Origin of the sequence: Streptomyces sp. NPDC058221, assembly GCF_042882365.1 — a bacterium.
Lineage (GTDB): Bacteria > Actinomycetota > Actinomycetes > Streptomycetales > Streptomycetaceae > Streptomyces.
The window spans coordinates 10,383-28,040 of the sequence record NZ_JBHVWF010000115.1 but is presented as its reverse complement, the minus strand read 5'-3'; the positions used below and the strand labels follow the sequence as shown (position 1 = coordinate 28,040).

At 71.5% G+C, this 17,658-nt stretch carries 13 protein-coding genes; 2 read left to right on the top strand and 11 right to left on the bottom strand.

Annotated elements, in window-relative coordinates; genetic code table 11:
• Nucleotides 1-330 precede the first annotated feature (330 nt).
• From aceE to ACFVW8_RS29025, 5 genes are all read right to left on the bottom strand, one after another.
• A complete protein-coding gene (gene aceE, locus ACFVW8_RS29045; protein ID WP_389695101.1) occupies nucleotides 331-3,000 on the bottom strand; it encodes a pyruvate dehydrogenase (acetyl-transferring), homodimeric type in 2,670 nt (889 codons plus the stop codon).
• Between the two features lie 316 nt (nucleotides 3,001-3,316).
• Nucleotides 3,317-3,940, bottom strand: a complete 624-nt coding sequence (locus ACFVW8_RS29040; protein WP_389695099.1) for a GntR family transcriptional regulator — start codon at nucleotides 3,938-3,940, stop codon at nucleotides 3,317-3,319.
• Nucleotides 3,941-4,089: 149 nt separating this feature from the next.
• Nucleotides 4,090-5,874 carry a 2-oxoglutarate dehydrogenase, E2 component, dihydrolipoamide succinyltransferase gene (sucB, locus tag ACFVW8_RS29035; RefSeq protein WP_389695097.1) on the bottom strand — a complete coding sequence of 595 codons (1,785 nt, stop codon included), beginning with the start codon at nucleotides 5,872-5,874 and terminating at the stop codon, nucleotides 4,090-4,092.
• 61 nt (nucleotides 5,875-5,935) lie between these two features.
• Entirely contained in the window at nucleotides 5,936-7,324 is a 1,389-nt protein-coding gene (lpdA, locus tag ACFVW8_RS29030) for a dihydrolipoyl dehydrogenase (RefSeq protein ID WP_389695095.1), read from the bottom strand.
• Between the two features lie 325 nt (nucleotides 7,325-7,649).
• Complete coding sequence (locus tag ACFVW8_RS29025) at nucleotides 7,650-9,188, bottom strand: leucyl aminopeptidase (RefSeq protein ID WP_389695093.1); 1,539 nt, start codon at nucleotides 9,186-9,188, stop codon at nucleotides 7,650-7,652.
• Nucleotides 9,189-9,436: 248 nt separating this feature from the next.
• On the opposite strand from ACFVW8_RS29025, the gene ACFVW8_RS29020 reads away from it, so the two are divergent.
• Nucleotides 9,437-10,282 carry an endo alpha-1,4 polygalactosaminidase gene (locus tag ACFVW8_RS29020; RefSeq protein WP_389695091.1) on the top strand — a complete coding sequence of 282 codons (846 nt, stop codon included), beginning with the start codon at nucleotides 9,437-9,439 and terminating at the stop codon, nucleotides 10,280-10,282.
• A 52-nt stretch (nucleotides 10,283-10,334) separates the two neighbouring features.
• On the opposite strand, the gene ACFVW8_RS29015 is transcribed toward ACFVW8_RS29020, so the two are convergent.
• The gene (locus ACFVW8_RS29015; RefSeq protein ID WP_389695089.1) at nucleotides 10,335-11,114 is read right to left on the bottom strand and encodes an adenosylcobinamide-GDP ribazoletransferase; all 780 of its coding nucleotides are present in this window, start codon (nucleotides 11,112-11,114) and stop codon (nucleotides 10,335-10,337) included.
• Nucleotides 11,115-11,202: 88 nt separating this feature from the next.
• Here ACFVW8_RS29015 and ACFVW8_RS29010 point away from each other — a divergent pair, with 88 nt between their 5' ends.
• Complete coding sequence (locus ACFVW8_RS29010) at nucleotides 11,203-11,964, top strand: hypothetical protein (protein ID WP_389695087.1); 762 nt, start codon at nucleotides 11,203-11,205, stop codon at nucleotides 11,962-11,964.
• Here ACFVW8_RS29010 and ACFVW8_RS29005 read toward each other — a convergent pair.
• The 5 genes from ACFVW8_RS29005 to ACFVW8_RS28985 form a co-directional block, all read right to left on the bottom strand.
• Entirely contained in the window at nucleotides 11,907-12,638 is a 732-nt protein-coding gene (locus tag ACFVW8_RS29005; RefSeq protein ID WP_389695085.1) for a hypothetical protein, read from the bottom strand. The genes ACFVW8_RS29010 and ACFVW8_RS29005 overlap by 58 nt on opposite strands.
• Nucleotides 12,635-14,446, bottom strand: coding sequence for a phosphatidylglycerol lysyltransferase domain-containing protein (locus ACFVW8_RS29000; RefSeq protein ID WP_389695083.1), 1,812 nt, complete (start codon nucleotides 14,444-14,446; stop codon nucleotides 12,635-12,637). Before ACFVW8_RS29000 ends, ACFVW8_RS29005 begins: the two co-directional genes overlap by 4 nt.
• A gap of 92 nt (nucleotides 14,447-14,538) precedes the next feature.
• Nucleotides 14,539-15,651: a nicotinate-nucleotide--dimethylbenzimidazole phosphoribosyltransferase gene (gene cobT / locus ACFVW8_RS28995; protein ID WP_389695081.1), complete on the bottom strand. Its 1,113-nt coding sequence runs from the start codon at nucleotides 15,649-15,651 to the stop codon at nucleotides 14,539-14,541.
• A gap of 145 nt (nucleotides 15,652-15,796) precedes the next feature.
• Entirely contained in the window at nucleotides 15,797-16,624 is an 828-nt protein-coding gene (locus ACFVW8_RS28990; protein ID WP_389695079.1) for a class I SAM-dependent methyltransferase, read from the bottom strand.
• Nucleotides 16,625-16,662: 38 nt separating this feature from the next.
• Nucleotides 16,663-17,658, bottom strand: a 996-nt coding sequence (locus ACFVW8_RS28985) for a bifunctional adenosylcobinamide kinase/adenosylcobinamide-phosphate guanylyltransferase (protein ID WP_389695077.1), incomplete at its 5' end; no start/stop codon positions are given.

The following is a 17,658-nucleotide window of genomic DNA, read 5'->3' as shown; positions in this document are numbered from 1 at the left end:
CGGCACTCCCGCACCAGCACCATTCTGATGAGCCGGGCAGCACGCATGCGGCCATTGTGGCCGCGGTGAGGAGCACGTGTGCCTGCGGCCCGGCGCGCCTGGGTGGCCTCAATCGCCGGCCGGGCTCGGAACGTGGCCTCAAACGCCGGCCGGGCTCAAAAGACGTCCTCAATCGCCGGACGGGCTTGGTGGTGCCCCTTGCGGCGCATGAAATCGCTGGAGCAGTCAAATCAAGCCGGTCCGGCGATTGAGGACAAAGCCTCTGCCGGACGGGCTGGAAGAAGCCGGGGACGGGGAGCAGGGTGGGCCCGCGCCCCGTCCTGCGGACCGTCAGAGCCCGTACCGCTCGCGGGCCTCCTTGACCGCCGACGCCGGTACCTCGCCGCGGCGGGCCAGCTGGGCCAGCGCCGCGACCGTGACCGACTGCGCGTCGACGCCGAAGTGGCGGCGGGCCGCCTCACGGGTGTCGGAGAGGCCGAAGCCGTCCGTGCCGAGCGAGGACCAGTCCTGCTCCACCCACTGGCTGATCTGGTCCGGCACCGCGCGCATCCAGTCGCTGACCGCGAGGACCGGACCGGGAGCGCCCTCCAGCGCCTGGGTCACATACGGCACCCGCTGCTCACCGCGGAGCAGCGCCTCGTCGCACTCCAGCGCGTCGCGGCGCAGCTCGCCCCACGAGGTGGCGGACCAGACGTCGGCCGTGACACCCCAGTCCGCGGCCAGCAGCTCCTGGGCCTCCAGGGCCCAGTGGATCGCCGTACCGGACGCCATCAGCTGAAGGCGCGGCGCGTCCGCCTTCGCGGGCGTGCCCTCCTTGAAGCGGTAGAGGCCCTTGACGATGCCCTCCTCGACGCCTTCCGGCATCGCGGGCTGCGGCTTCGGCTCGTTGTAGACCGTCAGGTAGTAGAAGACGTTCTCGGCGTCGGGGCCGTACATCCTCCGCAGACCGTCCTGGACGATCACCGCGATCTCGTACGCGAACGCCGGGTCGTAGTTGAGCGACGCCGGGTTCGTGGACGCGATCAGGTGCGAGTGGCCGTCCGCGTGCTGGAGGCCCTCGCCCGTCAGGGTCGTACGGCCCGCCGTGGCACCGACCACGAAACCGCGGCCGAGCTGGTCGCCCAGCTGCCAGAACTGGTCGCCCGTACGCTGCCAGCCGAACATCGAGTAGAAGATGTAGAACGGGATCATCGGCTCGCCGTGCGTCGCGTACGACGTGGAGGCGGCGATGAAGTCGGCCATGGCGCCGGCCTCGGTGATGCCCTCGTTGAGGACCTGGCCGTCCTTGGCTTCCTTGTAGTACATCAGCTGGTCGCGGTCGACCGGGTCGTACGTCTGGCCCAGCGGCGAGTAGATGCCGGCCGACGGGAACAGCGCCTCCATACCGAAGGTGCGGGCCTCGTCGGGGACGATCGGGACCCAGCGCTTGCCGGTCTCCTTGTCCCGCATCAGGTCCTTGGCGAGGCGGACGAACGCCATCGTGGTGGCCAGTTCCTGCTTGCCGGAGCCCTTCTTCAGCGCACTGAACGCACGCTCCTCGGGCTGCGGCAGCGCCACCGCGTGCACCCGGCGGGCCGGGGCGGGGCCGCCGAGGGCGGCGCGGCGCTCCTGAAGGTAGCGGACCTCGGGGGAGTCGGCGCCCGGGTGGCCGTAGGGCACCAGGCCCTCGTCCAGCTTCGAGTCCGGGATCGGCAGGTCCAGCAGGTCGCGCATGGCGCGGAACTGCTTGCCGTCGAGCTTCTTCATCTGGTGGTTGGCATTGCGCGACTCGAAGCCCGGGCCGAGCGTGTAGCCCTTCACCGTCTGCGCCAGGATCACCGTCGGAGCACCCTTGTGCTCCAGGGCCGCCCGGTACGCCGCGTACACCTTGCGGGCCTCGTGGCCGCCGCGCGAGGTGTGGAAACACTCGGCGATCTTCGCGTCGGTGAGCAGCTTCGCCAGCTCGGCGAGCGCGGGCTCGGTGCCGAAGAAGTGCTGGCGGATGTAGGCGACGTCGCGAGTGGCGTACGTCTGGAACTGCGCGTCCGGGACCTCCCGGAGCCGGCGTACCAGCGCGCCCGTGGTGTCGAGCTGGAACAGCTCGTCCCAGGCGGTGCCCCAGAGCGTCTTGACGACGTTCCAGCCGGCGCCGCGGAACTGGGCCTCCAGCTCCTGGACCACGCGGAAGTTGGCGCGGACCGGACCGTCGAGACGCTGCAGGTTGCAGTTGATGACGAAGGTCAGGTTGTCGAGCTGCTCACGGGCCGCGAGGGCGAGGGCTGCGGTCGACTCGGGCTCGTCCATCTCGCCGTCGCCCAGGAAGGCCCAGACGTGCGAGTTCGACGTGTCCTTGATGTTGCGGTTGGACAGGTAACGGTTGAAGCGCGCCTGGTAGATGGCCGAGAGCGGACCGAGGCCCATCGACACGGTGGGGAACTCCCACAGCCAGGGAAGCCGCCGCGGGTGCGGGTAGGACGGCAGACCGTCGCCGCCCGCCTCCTGGCGGAAGTTGTCGAGCTGCTGCTCGCTGAGCCGGCCGTCGAGGAAGGCGCGGGCGTATATGCCGGGGGAGGCGTGACCCTGGATGTAGAGCTGGTCGCCGGAGCCGTCCCCCTCCTTGCCGTGGAAGAAGTGGTTGAAGCCGGTCTCGTACAGCCAGGCCGCCGAGGCGAAGGTGGCGATGTGGCCGCCGACGCCGAACCGGGAGCCACGGGTGACCATCGCGGCCGCGTTCCAGCGGTTCCACGCGGTGATCTTTGACTCCATCTCCAGGTCACCGTCGAAGGCGGGCTCCGCGGCGGTCGGGATGGAGTTGACGTAATCGGTCTCCAGCAGTTTGGGCAGCGCGAGACCGGCGCCCTCGGCATGCTGGAGCGAGCGGCGCATCAGGTATGCGGCGCGGTGCGGGCCTGCGGCCTTGGTGACGGCATCCAGGGAGGCCGCCCATTCGGCGGTCTCCTCGGGGTCGCGGTCCGGGAGCTGGTCGAGCTCGCTCGGAAGCTTTCCTACGGGGTCGGTCATGTTCGCCGCCTTCCGGTGAGGAGGGGGGTGGAGAAAGGTCCCTGACTGGCAGGACAGGGCGATGGGGCCGGTGGGCCCGCGGGTGAACTCTAAGTCGCCGATCGATGATCGATCAAAGGATGAAAGGCAAAACTTCTCGATATGGAGAAAATGGCATGGGGTGCCGCGGAATGGGGCACGCAGTGACGGGATAAATCAGATAAATAGGTCGCTCAGCTGCACAGTCGAGCGCCTCTCGCGCCAGGTGTGCGCATCGGTCGGCACGGGTCTCAGTCGGTACGGGTCTCAGTCGGTACGGGCCTCGGCAGGTACGGCCTCAGGCGCGCGGCGCACAGCCGAGCACATGTGCCTTGACCAGCACACCGATGTCCGGGTCCCTGCGCAGGAACGCCTCGATGAGCGCCTCGTGCTCCTCGGCGTACGACTTCTGCACCGTGCCGAGCCAGCGGATCGAGAGTGCAGTGAACACCTCGATGCCAAGACCCTCCCAGGTGTGCAGCAGTACGGCGTTCCCGGCGGCCCGGACCAGCTCGCGGTGGAAGCCGACCGTGTGGCGCACCTGGGCCTCGCCGTCGGCCAGCCGGTCCGCCTCGTACAGCGCCGTCACATGGGGTGCGAGCAGCGAGCAGTCCTCGCCGAGCCCGGGGGCGGCCAGTTCCGCGGCGATCTGCTCCAGGCCGGCCCGTACCGGGTAGCTCTCCTCCAGATCGGCTGCGGTGAGATTGCGGACCCGGACGCCCTTGTTGGGCGCCGACTCGATCAGCCGGAGCGTCTCCAGCTCCCGCAGTGCCTCGCGCACGGGCGTCTGGCTGACCTCCAGCTCGGTGGCGATGCGGCGCTCCACGATCCGCTCACCCGGCTTCCAGCGCCCGCTGACGATCCCGTCCACGATGTGCTCGCGGATCTGCTCGCGCAGCGAGTGGACGACGGGCGGGGTCATGTCGGGCTCCTTCGGGGCAAACCGGTGCTGCCTGCACCCACCCCCGTTGCCGGGGGCGACCGGTGGTGTCTAGACAATACGGCGGCGCCCCCGCCCGGGAGTGTTCCGGACGGGGGCGCCGCTGGTGAGGCTGGTTACAACTGCGGTGCTCAGAGGCCGAGCTCGACCTCGAACTCACCGGCCTCCAGGATCGCCTTGACCGTGGTCAGGTAGCGGGCGGCGTCGGCGCCGTCCACCAGACGGTGGTCGTAGGAGAGCGCGAGGTACGTCATGTCGCGGACACCGATGACGGTGCCCTCCTCGGTCTCGATGACCGCCGGGCGCTTGACGGTGGCGCCGATGCCCAGGATGGCTGCCTGGTTCGGCGGCACGATGACGGTGTCGAACAGCGCACCGCGCGAGCCGGTGTTGCTGATGGTGAAGGTGGCACCGGACATGTCGTCCGGCGTCAGGCCGCCACCGCGGGCCTTGCCGGCCAGCTCGGCGGTCTTCTTCGAGATACCGGCGATGTTGAGGTCGCCCGCACCCTTGATGACCGGGGTCATCAGACCCTTCTCGGCGTCCACGGCGATGCCGATGTTCTCCGAGTCGAAGTACGTGATCGTGCCTTCGTCCTCGTTGATCCGGGCGTTGACGACCGGGTGGGCCTTCAGCGCCTGGGCGGCGGCCTTGACGTAGAACGGCATCGGGGAGAGCTTGACGCCCTCACGGGCCGCGAAGGCGTCCTTCGCCTTGTTGCGCAGCTTCATCAGCTTGGTGACGTCGACCTCGACGACCGTGGTCAGCTGGGCCTGCGAGTGCAGCGCCTTCATCATGTTCTCGCCGATGACCTTGCGCATGCGGGTCATCTTGACCGTCTGACCGCGCAGCGGGGAGGCCTCCAGCTTCGGCGCCTTGGAGGCGGTCGGAGCGGCAGCGGCGGGGGCCGGAGCGGCAGCGGCGGCCTTGGCGGCCTCCGCGGCGGCGACGACGTCCTGCTTGCGGATGCGGCCACCGACGCCGGTGCCCTTGACCGCGCCCAGGTCGACGCCGTTCTCGGCGGCGAGCTTGCGGACCAGCGGCGTGACGTACGCGCCGTCGTCACCGGAGGTCGCGGCCGGAGCGGCCGGAGCGGCCGGGGCCGCCGGGGTGACCGGAGCCGGAGCCGGGGCCGGAGCAGCCGGAGCAGCAGCGGCGGCAGGCGCCGGAGCGGCCGGTGCCGGAGCGGCCGGTGCCGGAGCGGCGGGAGCCGGTGCGGGCGCCGCCGGAGCAGGCGCGGCCGGTGCGGCAGCCGGGGCAGCGGCGGCCGGAGCCGGAGCGGCGGCCGGGGCGGCACCGGGAGCACCGATGACGGCGAGCTTGGCGCCGACCTCGGCGGTCTCGTCCTCGGCGACGACGATCTCCAGCAGCACACCGGAAACCGGGGCCGGGATCTCGGTGTCGACCTTGTCCGTGGAGACCTCGAGCAGGGGCTCGTCCTCCGAGACCTCCTCGCCGACCTCCTTCAGCCAGCGGGTGACGGTGCCCTCGGTGACGCTCTCACCGAGCGCGGGAAGGGTGACGTCGGTGCCGGAGGCACCACCGGCGGGGGCGGCGGCCGGAGCCTCGGCCGCGGGGGCCGGAGCGGCGGCGGGGGCCTCGGCGGCCGAGGCCGGTGCGGCCTCGGGCTCGGAGGCCGGTGCGGCCTCCGCGGCCGGAGCCGCGGCGGGTGCGCCCGAGCCGTCGTCGATGACGGCCAGCTCGGCGCCGACCTCGACGGTCTCGTCCTCGGCGACCTTGATGGAGGCCAGGATGCCCGCGGCCGGGGCCGGGATCTCGGTGTCGACCTTGTCGGTCGATACCTCGAGCAACGGCTCGTCGGCCTCGACGCGCTCGCCCTCGGCCTTCAGCCAACGGGTGACAGTGCCCTCGGTGACGCTCTCGCCGAGCGCCGGAAGGGTTACGGAAACCGACATGGTTTCAGTTGCTCCTTACGAATGTGCGGAAGTAGGTCGGTCGTCGCGCCCGGTCGACTGATCAGTCGTGGGAGTGCAGCGGCTTGCCGGCGAGGGCCAGGTGCGCCTCGCCCATCGCCTCGTTCTGCGTCGGGTGGGCGTGGATGAGCTGCGCGACCTCGGCCGGCAGCGCCTCCCAGTTGTAGATCAGCTGGGCTTCGCCGACCTGCTCGCCCATACGGTCACCGACCATGTGGACGCCGACCACGGCACCGTCCTTGACCTGGACGAGCTTGATCTCGCCCGCGGTCTTGAGGATCTTGCTCTTGCCGTTGCCCGCCAGGCTGTACTTGAGGGCGACGACCTTGTCCGCGCCGTAGAGCTCCTTGGCCTTGGCCTCGGTGATGCCCACGGAGGCGACCTCGGGGTGGCAGTACGTCACCTTCGGGACACCGTCGTAGTCGATCGGGACGGTCTTCAGACCGGCCAGCCGCTCCGCCACCAGGATGCCCTCGGCGAAGCCGACGTGCGCCAGCTGGAGCGTCGGGACCAGGTCGCCCACGGCCGAGACCGTCGGGACGTTGGTCTGCATGTACTCGTCGACGAGGACGTAGCCGCGGTCCATCGCGACACCCGCCTCCTCGTAACCGAGGCCCTGCGAGACGGGGCCGCGGCCGATGGCGACCAGCAGCACCTCGGCCTCGAAGGTCTTGCCGTCGGCGAGGGACACCCGGACGCCGTCCTGGGTGTACTCGACACCCTGGAAGAACGTGCCGAGGTTGAACTTGATGCCGCGCTTGCGGAACGCGCGCTCAAGAAGCTTCGAGCTGTTCTCGTCCTCGACCGGGACCAGGTGCTTCAGGCCCTCGACGATGGTCACGTCGGTGCCGAAGGACTTCCACGCCGAGGCGAACTCGACGCCGATGACGCCGCCGCCCAGCACGATCGCGGACTTCGGGACGCGGTCCAGCTTCAGCGCGTGGTCCGAGGAGATGACGCGGTTGCCGTCGATCTCCAGGCCCGGCAGCGACTTCGGCACGGAGCCGGTCGCCAGGAGCACGTGGCGGCCCTGGATGCGCTGGCCGTTCACATCAACCGAGGTGGGGGAGGAGAGCCGGCCCTCACCCTCGATGTAGTGCACCTTGCGGGAGGCGATGAGACCCTGCAGACCCTTGTACAGGCCCGAGATCACGTCGTCCTTGTACTTGTGGACGGCCTCCATGTCGATGCCCTCGAAGGTGGCCTTGACACCGAACTGGTCGGCCTCGCGCGCCTGGTCGGCGATCTCACCGGCGTGCAGCAGGGCCTTCGTGGGGATACAGCCGTTGTGCAGGCAGGTGCCGCCGACCTTGCCCTTCTCGATCAGAGCGACGTCCAGGCCCAGCTGCGCTCCGCGCAGGGCCGCGGCATAACCGCCACTACCACCGCCGAGGATCACTAGGTCGAAAACGGTGCTGGCGTCGTTCGCCACGTCACGTCCTCCATGCATGTGCGCCGTACGCCGGGCCCCGTCGTGGGGTGTGACCGGCCGGTCGGCTGGTGTTCGGCCGCTTTTGTCATTCGGCCCTGTGGTGGGGGCCCTGTCCTGCCGAGAACCCATCTTCGCACTTGTTGACGGTGGGCGGGACGCGGGGCCCGGGTCTGAGACGGATGATCGTCCTTCTCAGGGGGTTACCGCTGCGTAGGGGCGAGGTGATTTCGTCGAGAGCGAAACCCGTCCGCACCCGGCCGCGGTGCCGTGGATGCAACACGGACGGCCCCGGACGTATGCCCGGGGCCGTCCAGCAGCTACGACCTCAGCCGAGGTCTCCGGCCGCGGTGCGCTCCGCCAGCTTCACCAGGGTGCGGACCGCGGATCCGGTGCCGCCCTTCGGCGTGTAGCCGTACGGCGCGCCCTCGTGGAAGGCCGGGCCCGCGATGTCCAGGTGCGCCCAGGCGATGCCCTCGCCCACGAACTCCTTCAGGAACAGACCGGCCACCAGGCCGCCGCCCATCCGCTCGCCCATGTTGGCGATGTCGGCGGTCGGGGAGTCCATGCCCTTGCGCAGGTCGGCCGGGAGCGGCATCGGCCAGGAGGCCTCACCGACCTCGTCGGCGATCTCGTGGATCGAGGTCCGGAAGGCGTCGTCGTTCGCCATGATGCCGAAGGTGCGGTTGCCCAGCGCCAGCACCATCGCGCCGGTCAGGGTCGCCACGTCGACGATCGCGTCCGGGTTCTCCTCGGAGGCGCGGGTCAGCGCGTCGGCGAGGACGAGCCGGCCCTCGGCGTCCGTGTTGAGGACCTCGACGGTCTTGCCGCTGTACATGTTCAGCACGTCGCCGGGGCGGGTGGCGTTGCCCGACGGCATGTTCTCGGCCAGCGCCAGCCAGCCGGTGACGTTGACGCGCAGACCCAGACGGGCGGCCGCGACGACGGTGGCGAACACGGCGGCGGCGCCGCTCATGTCGCACTTCATCGTCTCGTTGTGGCCGGCCGGCTTCAGCGAGATGCCGCCCGAGTCGTAGGTGATGCCCTTGCCCACAAGGGCCAGGGTCTTCTCCGCCTTCGGGTGCGTGTAGGCGAGCTTCACCAGGCGCGGACCGTGGGTCGCGCCCTGGCCGACGCCGACCAGGCCGCCGTAGCCGCCCTTGACGAGCGCCTTCTCGTCGAGCACCTGCACCTTGATGCCGTGCTCCTTGCCGGCGGCCGTGGCCACGGCCGCGAAGGACTCGGGGTACAGGTCGTTCGGCGGGGTGTTGATCAGGTCGCGGGCGCGGTTGATCTCCTCGACCAGCGCGACGGCGCGCTCGGCGGCGGCCTTGAACGCCTTGTCGCGGGGCTTGGCGCCGAGCACGGCCACCTCGGCCAGCGGCAGCTTGGCGCCGGACTGCGCACCCTTGGGCGCCAGCTTGTTCTCACCGCGCTGGTAGGCGGTGAAGGCGTACGCGCCCAGCAGCGCGCCCTCGGCGATGGCCTCGGCGTCCTCGACGGAGCCGACGGGCAGCGCGAAGCCGGCCTTCTTCGAGCCGGTGAGCGAACGGGCGGCGGAACCGGCGGCGCGGCGCAGCGCCTCGGCGTCGTACGAGCCGTCCTTCTCCGGGGCCGGGCCGAGTCCGGCCGCGATGACGACCGGGACCTTCAGGCCGTCGGGCGCGGGGAGCTTGGTCAGTTCGCCCTCGGCACCACTGGCGCCCAGGGTCTCCAGGACGCCGGCGAGCTTTCCGCCGAACGCCTTGTCCACGGCCTCGGCGCCCGGTGCGAGGACCAGGCCCTTGTCGCCCTTGGCGACGCCGACGACGAGCGCGTCGGCGCGCAGTGTCGCCGCACCGGAGGTGCTGAGAGTGAGAGCAGTCACGGTGGTGAAATCTCGCTTCCGTAGAGTTCTGTGCCGGTCGAGGGGGTGGGCCGACCGTGCCCGGCGCATCGTAGACGCCGCCGCAATGTGCCGGGAATGAGCCTACGCGCGCCCTTGGTGCCGGATCACGGCGGCGGGCCGTCAGTGTCTTTCGGTACCCGTACGGTTGTGGTGCCGGGATGATCTTCCCGGGGGAACAGGCCGCGACCGCACCGATGTTGGCGGCGGTCCGGCGAACAGGGGGAGCGATGCGCGACCGGGTGGCCACACGGGTGACCGGAAGGCCGGCCGCACTGCCCGTCACGGTGCTGATTCTGCTGGCCGTGCTGGCGGGCTGCACCTCGGCGCCGGAACCCGCCCGGGCCGCCCGGCCGGCCGCGGAGCGCTGGCAGCCGGAACCGGGCACGGACTGGCAGTGGCAGCTCTCCGGCCGGCTGGACACGACGGTGGACGCCCCGGTGTACGACATCGACGGCTTCGACCACGGTGCGGCGGAGGTGGCCGGGCTGCACCGCAAGGGGCGCAAGGTCATCTGCTACCTCTCCACCGGCGCCTGGGAGGAGTTCCGCCCGGACGCGGACGACTTCCCGGCGGCGGTCCTGGGGAAGAGCAACGGCTGGGCGGGGGAGCGGTGGCTCGACATCCGCCGCACCGACGTCCTTGAACCGCTGATGGAGGACCGGATCGCCATGTGCGCGAAGAAGGGCTTCGACGCCGTGGAGCCCGACAACATGGACGGCTACCGCAACCGGTCGGGATTCCCGCTGACCGCCGCCCACCAGCTGCGCTACAACCGGATCGTCGCCGAGACGGCCCACCGCCACGGACTCGCCGTCGGGCTGAAGAACGACCTCCCGCAGATCCCGCAGCTGGTCGGGGACTTCGACTTCGCGGTCAACGAACAGTGCGCCCAGTACGAGGAGTGCGAGGAGCTCAGCCCGTTCGTGAAGGCGGGCAAGGCGGTGTTCCACGTGGAGTACGAGCTTCCCGTGGCACGGTTCTGCGCACAGTCCCGGAAGCTTCGGCTGAGCTCGCTGCTCAAGAAGTACGAGCTCGGCGTCTGGCGCGAGCAGTGCCCGGCGGCCGGGGCCTGACCGGGGCCTCCGGGCGTACGGCGGGACGTTGCGCATCGCGCCGGACCGCCGCTCAGCCGAGCGCCAGCCCCACCAGTGTCACGGTCGCCGCGGTCTCCGCCAGCGCCCCGAACACATCGCCCGTCACCCCGCCGAACCGCCGCACGCAGTGCCGCAGGAGCAGCTGGGCCGCCGCGAGAGCGGCCAGCGCGGCCAGCGCGTGGCCCGGCGCCCCGTACCCGCCGAGCAGGGCTCCCGCGCCCGCACAGGCCGCCACCGTCACGACGGCGACCGCCACCGCGCCCCGGACCGGCACCGCGCCCGCCACCGCGGCGCCCAGCCCCTCGGGGCGGGCCGCCGGGACTCCGCCGCGGCAGGCCAGCGTGAGGGCGAGCCGGGCGACGACGCCGGCCACGACGGCCGCCACCGCGCCCCGCTCCCAGCCCTGTGCGTACAGCTGCTGAAGGACCGCCACCTGTGCCAGCAGGACGAACAGCAGGGTGATCACACCGAATGGCCCAATGTCGGACTGCTTCATGATCCGCAGCGCGTCCTCGGCGGGCTTCCCGCTGCCGAGGCCGTCGGCGGTGTCCGCGAGACCGTCGAGATGCAGCCCCCTGGTGAGGGCCGCAGGAACGGCGGCGGAGGCGACGGCGGCGAGCAGCGGCCCCGAGCCGAACAGCAGCAACAGGCTGCCGGGCACCGCCGCGAGCACCCCCACGGCCAGTCCGGCCAGCGGGGCGCACAGCATCCCGGCCCGCGCCGCGTCGCGGTCCCAGCGGGTGACGCGGACGGGGATCACGGTGAGGGTGCCGAAGGCGAAACGTATGCCGTGGCTGTTCAGGGAGGTCACGGCGCGCAGGCTAATCGGTGGGCGCGGCCGATAGATTGTCCAAAACGCCACGTAACTGGGCGAACACGGCTTATCGGGAGTGGGTGGCATGGGTCACTGGTTCGATCGGAACATCGTCGAGCCGGGGAAGCTGCCCCTTCTCCTGGCACTGGCCTCCTTCGTGCTCACTTTCGCGATCACCCGCGTCATCACCCGGATGATCCGGGCCGGGAAGGGCCCGTTCCGCAATTTCACTCCCGGCGGCATCCATGTCCACCACGTGGTGCCCGGGGTGGTGCTGAGCGTGGTCGGCGGCTTCGGCGCGGTCGCCAGTGGACGGCACGGGGTCACCGCCGGGGTCTGCGCGGTGGTGTTCGGCATGGGCGCGGGGCTGGTGCTGGACGAGTTCGCGCTGATCCTGCACCTGGACGACGTGTACTGGTCGGAGCAGGGCCGTCAGAGCGTGGAGGTCGTGGTCCTCACCGCCGCGCTGGTGCTGCTGGTGCTCGGCGGCTTCTCGCCGCTCGGCGTGGACGACCTGAGCGACGATCAGCAGCAGGGCCGGCTGAACGCCGTGCTCTCGCTCGCCGTCAACTTCTGCTTCGTGCTGATCGCCCTGTTCAAGGGCAAGGCGCGGATGGCGGTGGTCGGCACCCTGGTCCCGTTCGTCGCCCTGTTCGGGGCGGTCAGGCTGGCCAGGCCGACCTCGATGTGGGCGAAGCGGTTCTACCGCAACCGGCACCGGGCCCGCTCCAGGGCGGTGCTGCGCGCCTACCACCACGACGTCCGCTGGGCAGGCCCGCGCCGCAGGTTTCAGGACTTGATCGGCGGCGCACCCGACCGGGTCCCGGCCCGAGCTCCCAAGCCCTGACGGCGGCGGCGCGGCCGGCGCCGGTCGTGCACCGCCGCGAACGCGCACAGCAGGAGGGCGGCGGCGATGGCCGCCAGATGTTCCTTGCCCGCCAGATTGTCCTTGACGGCCACCTCGGCCACCATCGCCGCGACCACCAGCGTTCCGGTGAACCAGGCCCGGTGGACATGGCACAGGTAGACGGCCAGGGCGACCACCGCGGCCGAGGGCCCGGTGTCGACCTCCAGGGCGTCGGAGGCGGGCAGCCCGAAGAACCCGTCGGGGCCGACCGCGACGCCGATCCGCGCGTACAGCGTCCCGGCCAGGGTCGCGGCGTACGCGATCAGCAGCGTCCGCCACCGGCCCAGACAGATCTCGGCGACCCCGAAGACCAGCAGCAGCTGCGCCAGCGCACCCCACACCGGCAGGTCGGGCGCGGGGACGAACAGCGACAGCGGGGTACGCAGCAGGGCTACCCACAGCGGATCCTCGGCCCGCACCGAACCGAGCGCCCGTACCGCCCCCGCGCCCCAGGACCGGTTCTGCACCACCTGGAGCAGGGCCGTCAGGCAGACCGCGGCCAGCGTCATCGGGACGGCCCGCAGCCCGTCGGCCGCGAGTCCCGCGCGCACGGCCGTCCACAGCGGCCCCCACTCCCGGCGGGCCGCCCGGAGCAGGGCGCGCACCGGTCTCATCCACGCGGCCCGAGGTGCGAGCGGTGCAGCCACTTGGGCAGACCGGGCGCCTCCAGGAACCCTTCGGCGCGTCCTGCCGCGATACCGATGCGCAGCAGGTCGGAGCTCTTCTCGAAGAGCAGATAGCGCGGTTCCCAGATGGGCCGGTACTTGGCGTTGGCGCGGTAGAGCGACTCGATCTGCCACCAGCGCGAGAAGAAGCTGAGCAGGGAGCGCCACAGCCTGAGCACCGGTCCGGCGCCGAGCCGTGATCCGCGCTCGAAGACCGAGCGGAACATCGCGAAGTTCAGCGAGACCTGGGTGATGCCGATCTTCTCGGCCTGTTGCAGGAGTTCGATGACCATGAACTCCATCAGTCCGTTCTCGGCGTCCCGGTCACGCCGCATCAGGTCCAGTGACAGGCCGTTCGGACCCCAGGGGACGAAGCTCAGCACGGCGCGCAGCTCGCCCGGAGCGCCGTCCTCGCCGTCTGCCGTGCCGGTGTCCCGGCATTCGAGCATCACGCACCGGCCGTCCGCCGGGTCGCCGAGCCGACCCAGCGCCATCGAGAAGCCGCGCTCGGTCGCCCCGTCGCGCCAGTCGTCGGCCCTGCGCACGAGTTCGGCCATCTCGGCCTCGGGGATCTCCTCGTGCCGGCGCACCGTCACCTCGTAACCGGCCCGCTTGACCCGGTTGTAGGCCTGGCGGACGGTCCGCATCGCCCGCCCCTCCAGGGTGAACTCGGCCGTCTCCACGATCGCTTCGTCGCCGAGCTCCAGGGCGTCGAGCCCGTGCCGGACGTAGACGTTGCCGCCTTCCTCGCTCACCCCCATCGCCGCCGGGGTCCAGCCGTGCTCGCGTGCCTCGGCCAGCCAGGGGCCGATGGCTCCGGGCCAGGCCTCCGGGTCGCCGATGGGATCACCGGAGGCCAGCGAGACCCCGCCCACCACCCGGTAGGTGACGGCGGCCTTGCCGGTCGGCGACCAGATGACGCTCTTCTCGCGGCGCAGCGCGAAGTAGCCGAGCGAGTCCCGCTCGCCGTGCTTGTCGAGCAGGGCGCGCAGCGCCTCCTCGTCCTGCGGGGTGATCGGGTCGACCGCCCGGCGGGAGCGGAAGGCCGCGTACACGACGGCGATCAGCAGCAGCGTGGAGAGGATGTTGATGACGACGTTCACCCAGCCCGGCGTCTGGATGCCGGGGAACGCGGAGTCGTTGGCGGCGACGGAGATCAGCCGCAGCGCGCCGTAGCGCCAGCGGTCCAGGAACGTCGAACGGTAGTCGTCGTGTGCGGCGTTGGTGAGGGTGACCAGCCCGGCCGCGATCAGCGAGGTGACCAGCAGCCCCACGACCGCCACCAGTGCGGCCAGCTTCGGGTTGGACCGGTCGCCCTTCGCGTAGAACTCCCGCCTGCCGAGGACCAGTGCGAGGACGAAGCACGCGGTCAGGCCGAGCGAGATCCAGTTCTGTGGGTACCGGCGGATCTCCGGGAAGCCGATCACCGCCGCGAACAGCAGCAGTGTGAGCCCGCTCAGCACCATGTTGACGATCCAGGCGGCCCGTTTGCGCCGCCGCATGGTGACCGCGAGAAACAGCGCGACCACTCCGGAGGAGAAACCCGCGGTGAGCAGATAGGGCGTGAAGTAGTTCTCGGTGTTGTGGCGCCGCAGGTCCTGGCCGAAGGTGACCCAGACGGCGCTCAGGAAATTGATGAACGAGACGACCCGCAGGTACCAGATGGCGAAGGCGGCGCCATGCCGTGAGCGGGTCGTGCTCTGTGCCTGGACGTCGCCCCGCCCGGATTCCTCGCTGACCACACTGACCTCTCCCATGAAAAGCGATCATATGGGGCATCGCGCTTCATAAAGGGCTTCTCTGCGGCCGGTGTCCGGCGGCCGCAGCGGGATCGGTCAGCTGCCGCTCGTCAGTCCCCGGCCGGTTCGCCCTCTTCGCCGCCGGCCGTCTCCTCGTCGTCCTTCTCGTCGTCCTCGTCGGCGGCCGGTGCGCGCTCGGGCAGCTCCGCCGCCAGTGCGGCCGCGGCCTGTACGAACGGAAGTGCGAGCAATGCCCCGCTTCCTTCCCCGACGATGACGCCGTGGTCGAGCAGCGGGTTGAGCGCCATCCGGTCCAGCGCCTTCGCCTGCGCCGGCTCACCGCTCAGCTGGCCCGCCAGCCACCAGTCCGGTGCCCGGAACGCCGCCCGCTGGCCGACCAGCGCGCAGGCCGCGGAGACCACACCGTCCAGGATCACCGGGAGCCGGCGCACCGCGCACTGCAGCAGGAAGCCGGTCATCGCCGCCAGATCGGCGCCGCCCACCGTGGCCAGCAGCTCCAGCTGATCACCCAGGACCGGCCGGGCCCGGCGCAGCGCGTCGCGGACCGTCGCGCACTTGCGCATCCAGGCCAGGTCGTCGATGCCCGCGCCACCGCGCCCGGTGACCACCGAGGCGTCGGTGCCGCACAGCGCCGCGATCAAGGTGGCCGCAGCCGTCGTACCGCCGACGCTCAGATCGCCGAGCACCACCAGATCGGTGCCCGAGTCGGCCTCCTCGTCGGCGATGGCGATACCGAGACGCACCGCCTGCTCGGCCTCCTCGGCCGTCAGCGCGTCCTCGATGTCGATCCGGCCGCTGCCGCGCCGCACCCGGGTCCGTACCACCTGCTCCGGAAGCAGCTCCGGGTCGCAGTCCAGACCGGCGTCGACGATCCGGACCGGCACGGAGAACCGGCGGGCCAGCACGGCGAGCGGGGTCGCGCCCTCCAGCGTGGCCCGCACCAGCTCGTGCGCGCTGCCGGCCGCACGGCCCGAGACGCCCAGCGCCGCCACTGCGTGATCACCGGCGAACAGCACCACCCGCGGCTGCTCGACCGGCTTGACCGGCACGGCCTGCTGGGCCGCGGAGAGCCACTCGCCCAGCTCGTCGAGGCGGCCGAGAGCACCCGGGGGCACGAGCAAGCGCTCCCGGCGCTCCTCGGCATCGCGCCGTAGACCCCCGTCGGGGCGTTCGATCAGGTCGGAGAAGTCGTCCAGATTCACGGGGGTCTGCCTCGCGGGTCGATACGTCGTGTGGGCCGGGGAGCCCGGCGGCGGGCTCGGAGGCTGCCGGGTGGCCTGCGACCGGGCACCCTCCACTGCGGAACAGTACCTGCCACGTTTTCCGGCCCCGGCCGGTGTGCGCCGCTCAGCCGCCGAACCGCAGTTGGGTCATCGCCGGGGTCAGCGTCCGCAGCCCGGGAAGCAGATGCTGTACCCGGATCAGCTCACCCATCGCACCCCGGCCGCGTGGCAGGGGAAGCGCACGCGCCTCCGTGATCGCCGGATGCGCGCTCCGCAGCTTCTGCCGCTCGCCCGGATCCATCGCCCAGCGCATCGGCGGGACCGTCATGTCACCCACCTTCGACGTGCCCGCCACCGTGCCCTTCGCCGGCCACCGCGACATCGAGTCCAGGACGAGCACACCGCCCGGCAGCCGCTCGGCGCAGGCCGCGATGATCTTCCGTACCTCGGCGGGCCGCAGATACATCAGCAGCCCCTGGGCCGTGACGACCACGCCCCGCCCCGACGGGTCCTCGATCCCGTCCAGCCAGGAGAGGTCGGCCGCCGATCCGGAGAGCGTCCGCAGCCGGTCCGACGGGGGCAGCAGCGTCCGGCGCAGCACGGCCACTTCGGGCAGCTCCACGCTCAGCCAGTTCAGCCGGCCGTTGTCGACCCGCCAGAACCCGGTCTCCAGACCGTCGCCGAGCGCCACCACGGTGGCCTCCGGGAGGTCGGCGAGATACGCCTGCACGGCCAGGTCGAAACAGCGTGACCGCAGCCCCTGGGCCTGCGAGTTGAACGGGCTGGGAAGACCGAACCGCTCCTCGAACGGATAGTCCAGGTCCGCCAGCAGCTGGAGCGCCATCGGATCGTCCAGCACCGGGTAGCGGCGGCCGGCCTCGTAGGCCCGGTTGTACAACGTCCACAACAGGGTCTCAGGAACCCCTTCCAGCATCGGCCGTACACGCGCCATCTGTCCGCTCCTCGTTCCGTTCCTCGCCGGCCGGTCCGTCAGCCGCGCAGCGTCAGCGACTGCCCGGCCACCACCAGCAGCACCTGCTCGCACTCACCGGCCACCGCGGCGTTCAGCCGGCCCAGCTCGTCCCTGAAGCGCCGCCCCGCGGCCGTGGCGGGCACCACGCCCGAGCCGGTCTCGTTGGTCACCGCGACGACGGTGCGCCGCGTCCCGCGGAAGGCGGCCACGAGTTCCGCCGTCCGCTTGCGCAACATGCTCTGTCCGCCTCCTGCCCACCCCGCGTCGTCCCAGGCGTCCACCCGGTCCATCGCGTCCGTCAGCCAGAGCGACAGGCAGTCGATCAGCAGCGGGGGCCCGTCCGAGGACAGCAGCTCCGCCAGCTCGCAGGTCTCCTCGGTGCGCCAGGCCGCCGGTCTGCGCTCCCGGTGCAGCCCGATCCGGGCCGCCCACTCCGCGTCGCCGTCCCGGGCGCCGCCGGTCGCCACGTAGACGACCTCGGGATACGTCTCCAGCCGCCGCTCGGCCTCGACCGACTTTCCGGACCGCGCGCCGCCGGTGACGAGCGTGCGCCGGGGCACCTCAGGGGCGGCGTGGTACCCGCCGACCGTCAGGGTCGTGCCGTCCGGAACGGCCCGCGCCCCCGCAGCGGCGAGCCGCCGGTCGAGCTCGGGGCCGGGCGGCGCGTCGTGGTCCAGATGGACGGCGATCACCTCGGTGGCCGGCCCGATCGCATCGACGGCCCGCAGCCGGGCCACCGCGTCGGGCCGTCCCACGATGTCGCCGACCACTGTGTCGTACGGCTCCGCCATCCGGTCGGCGAGACCGGCCGGGGCGCCGCCCGGCGGCAGGTAGAGCAGCCGCTCGCCCTCCGGTGCCGTCACCTCGTACCCGGTCCCCGGCGCGTCCATCGGCACCGCCCGCACCCGGTGCCCGCTGATCAGCGTCAGCACCCGCCCGTCCGGCACCCGGCCCGCCGGGGGCAGCCCCGCGGGGAGTTCCACGGCCGGGCCGTCGTGCGGATGGGTGAGCAG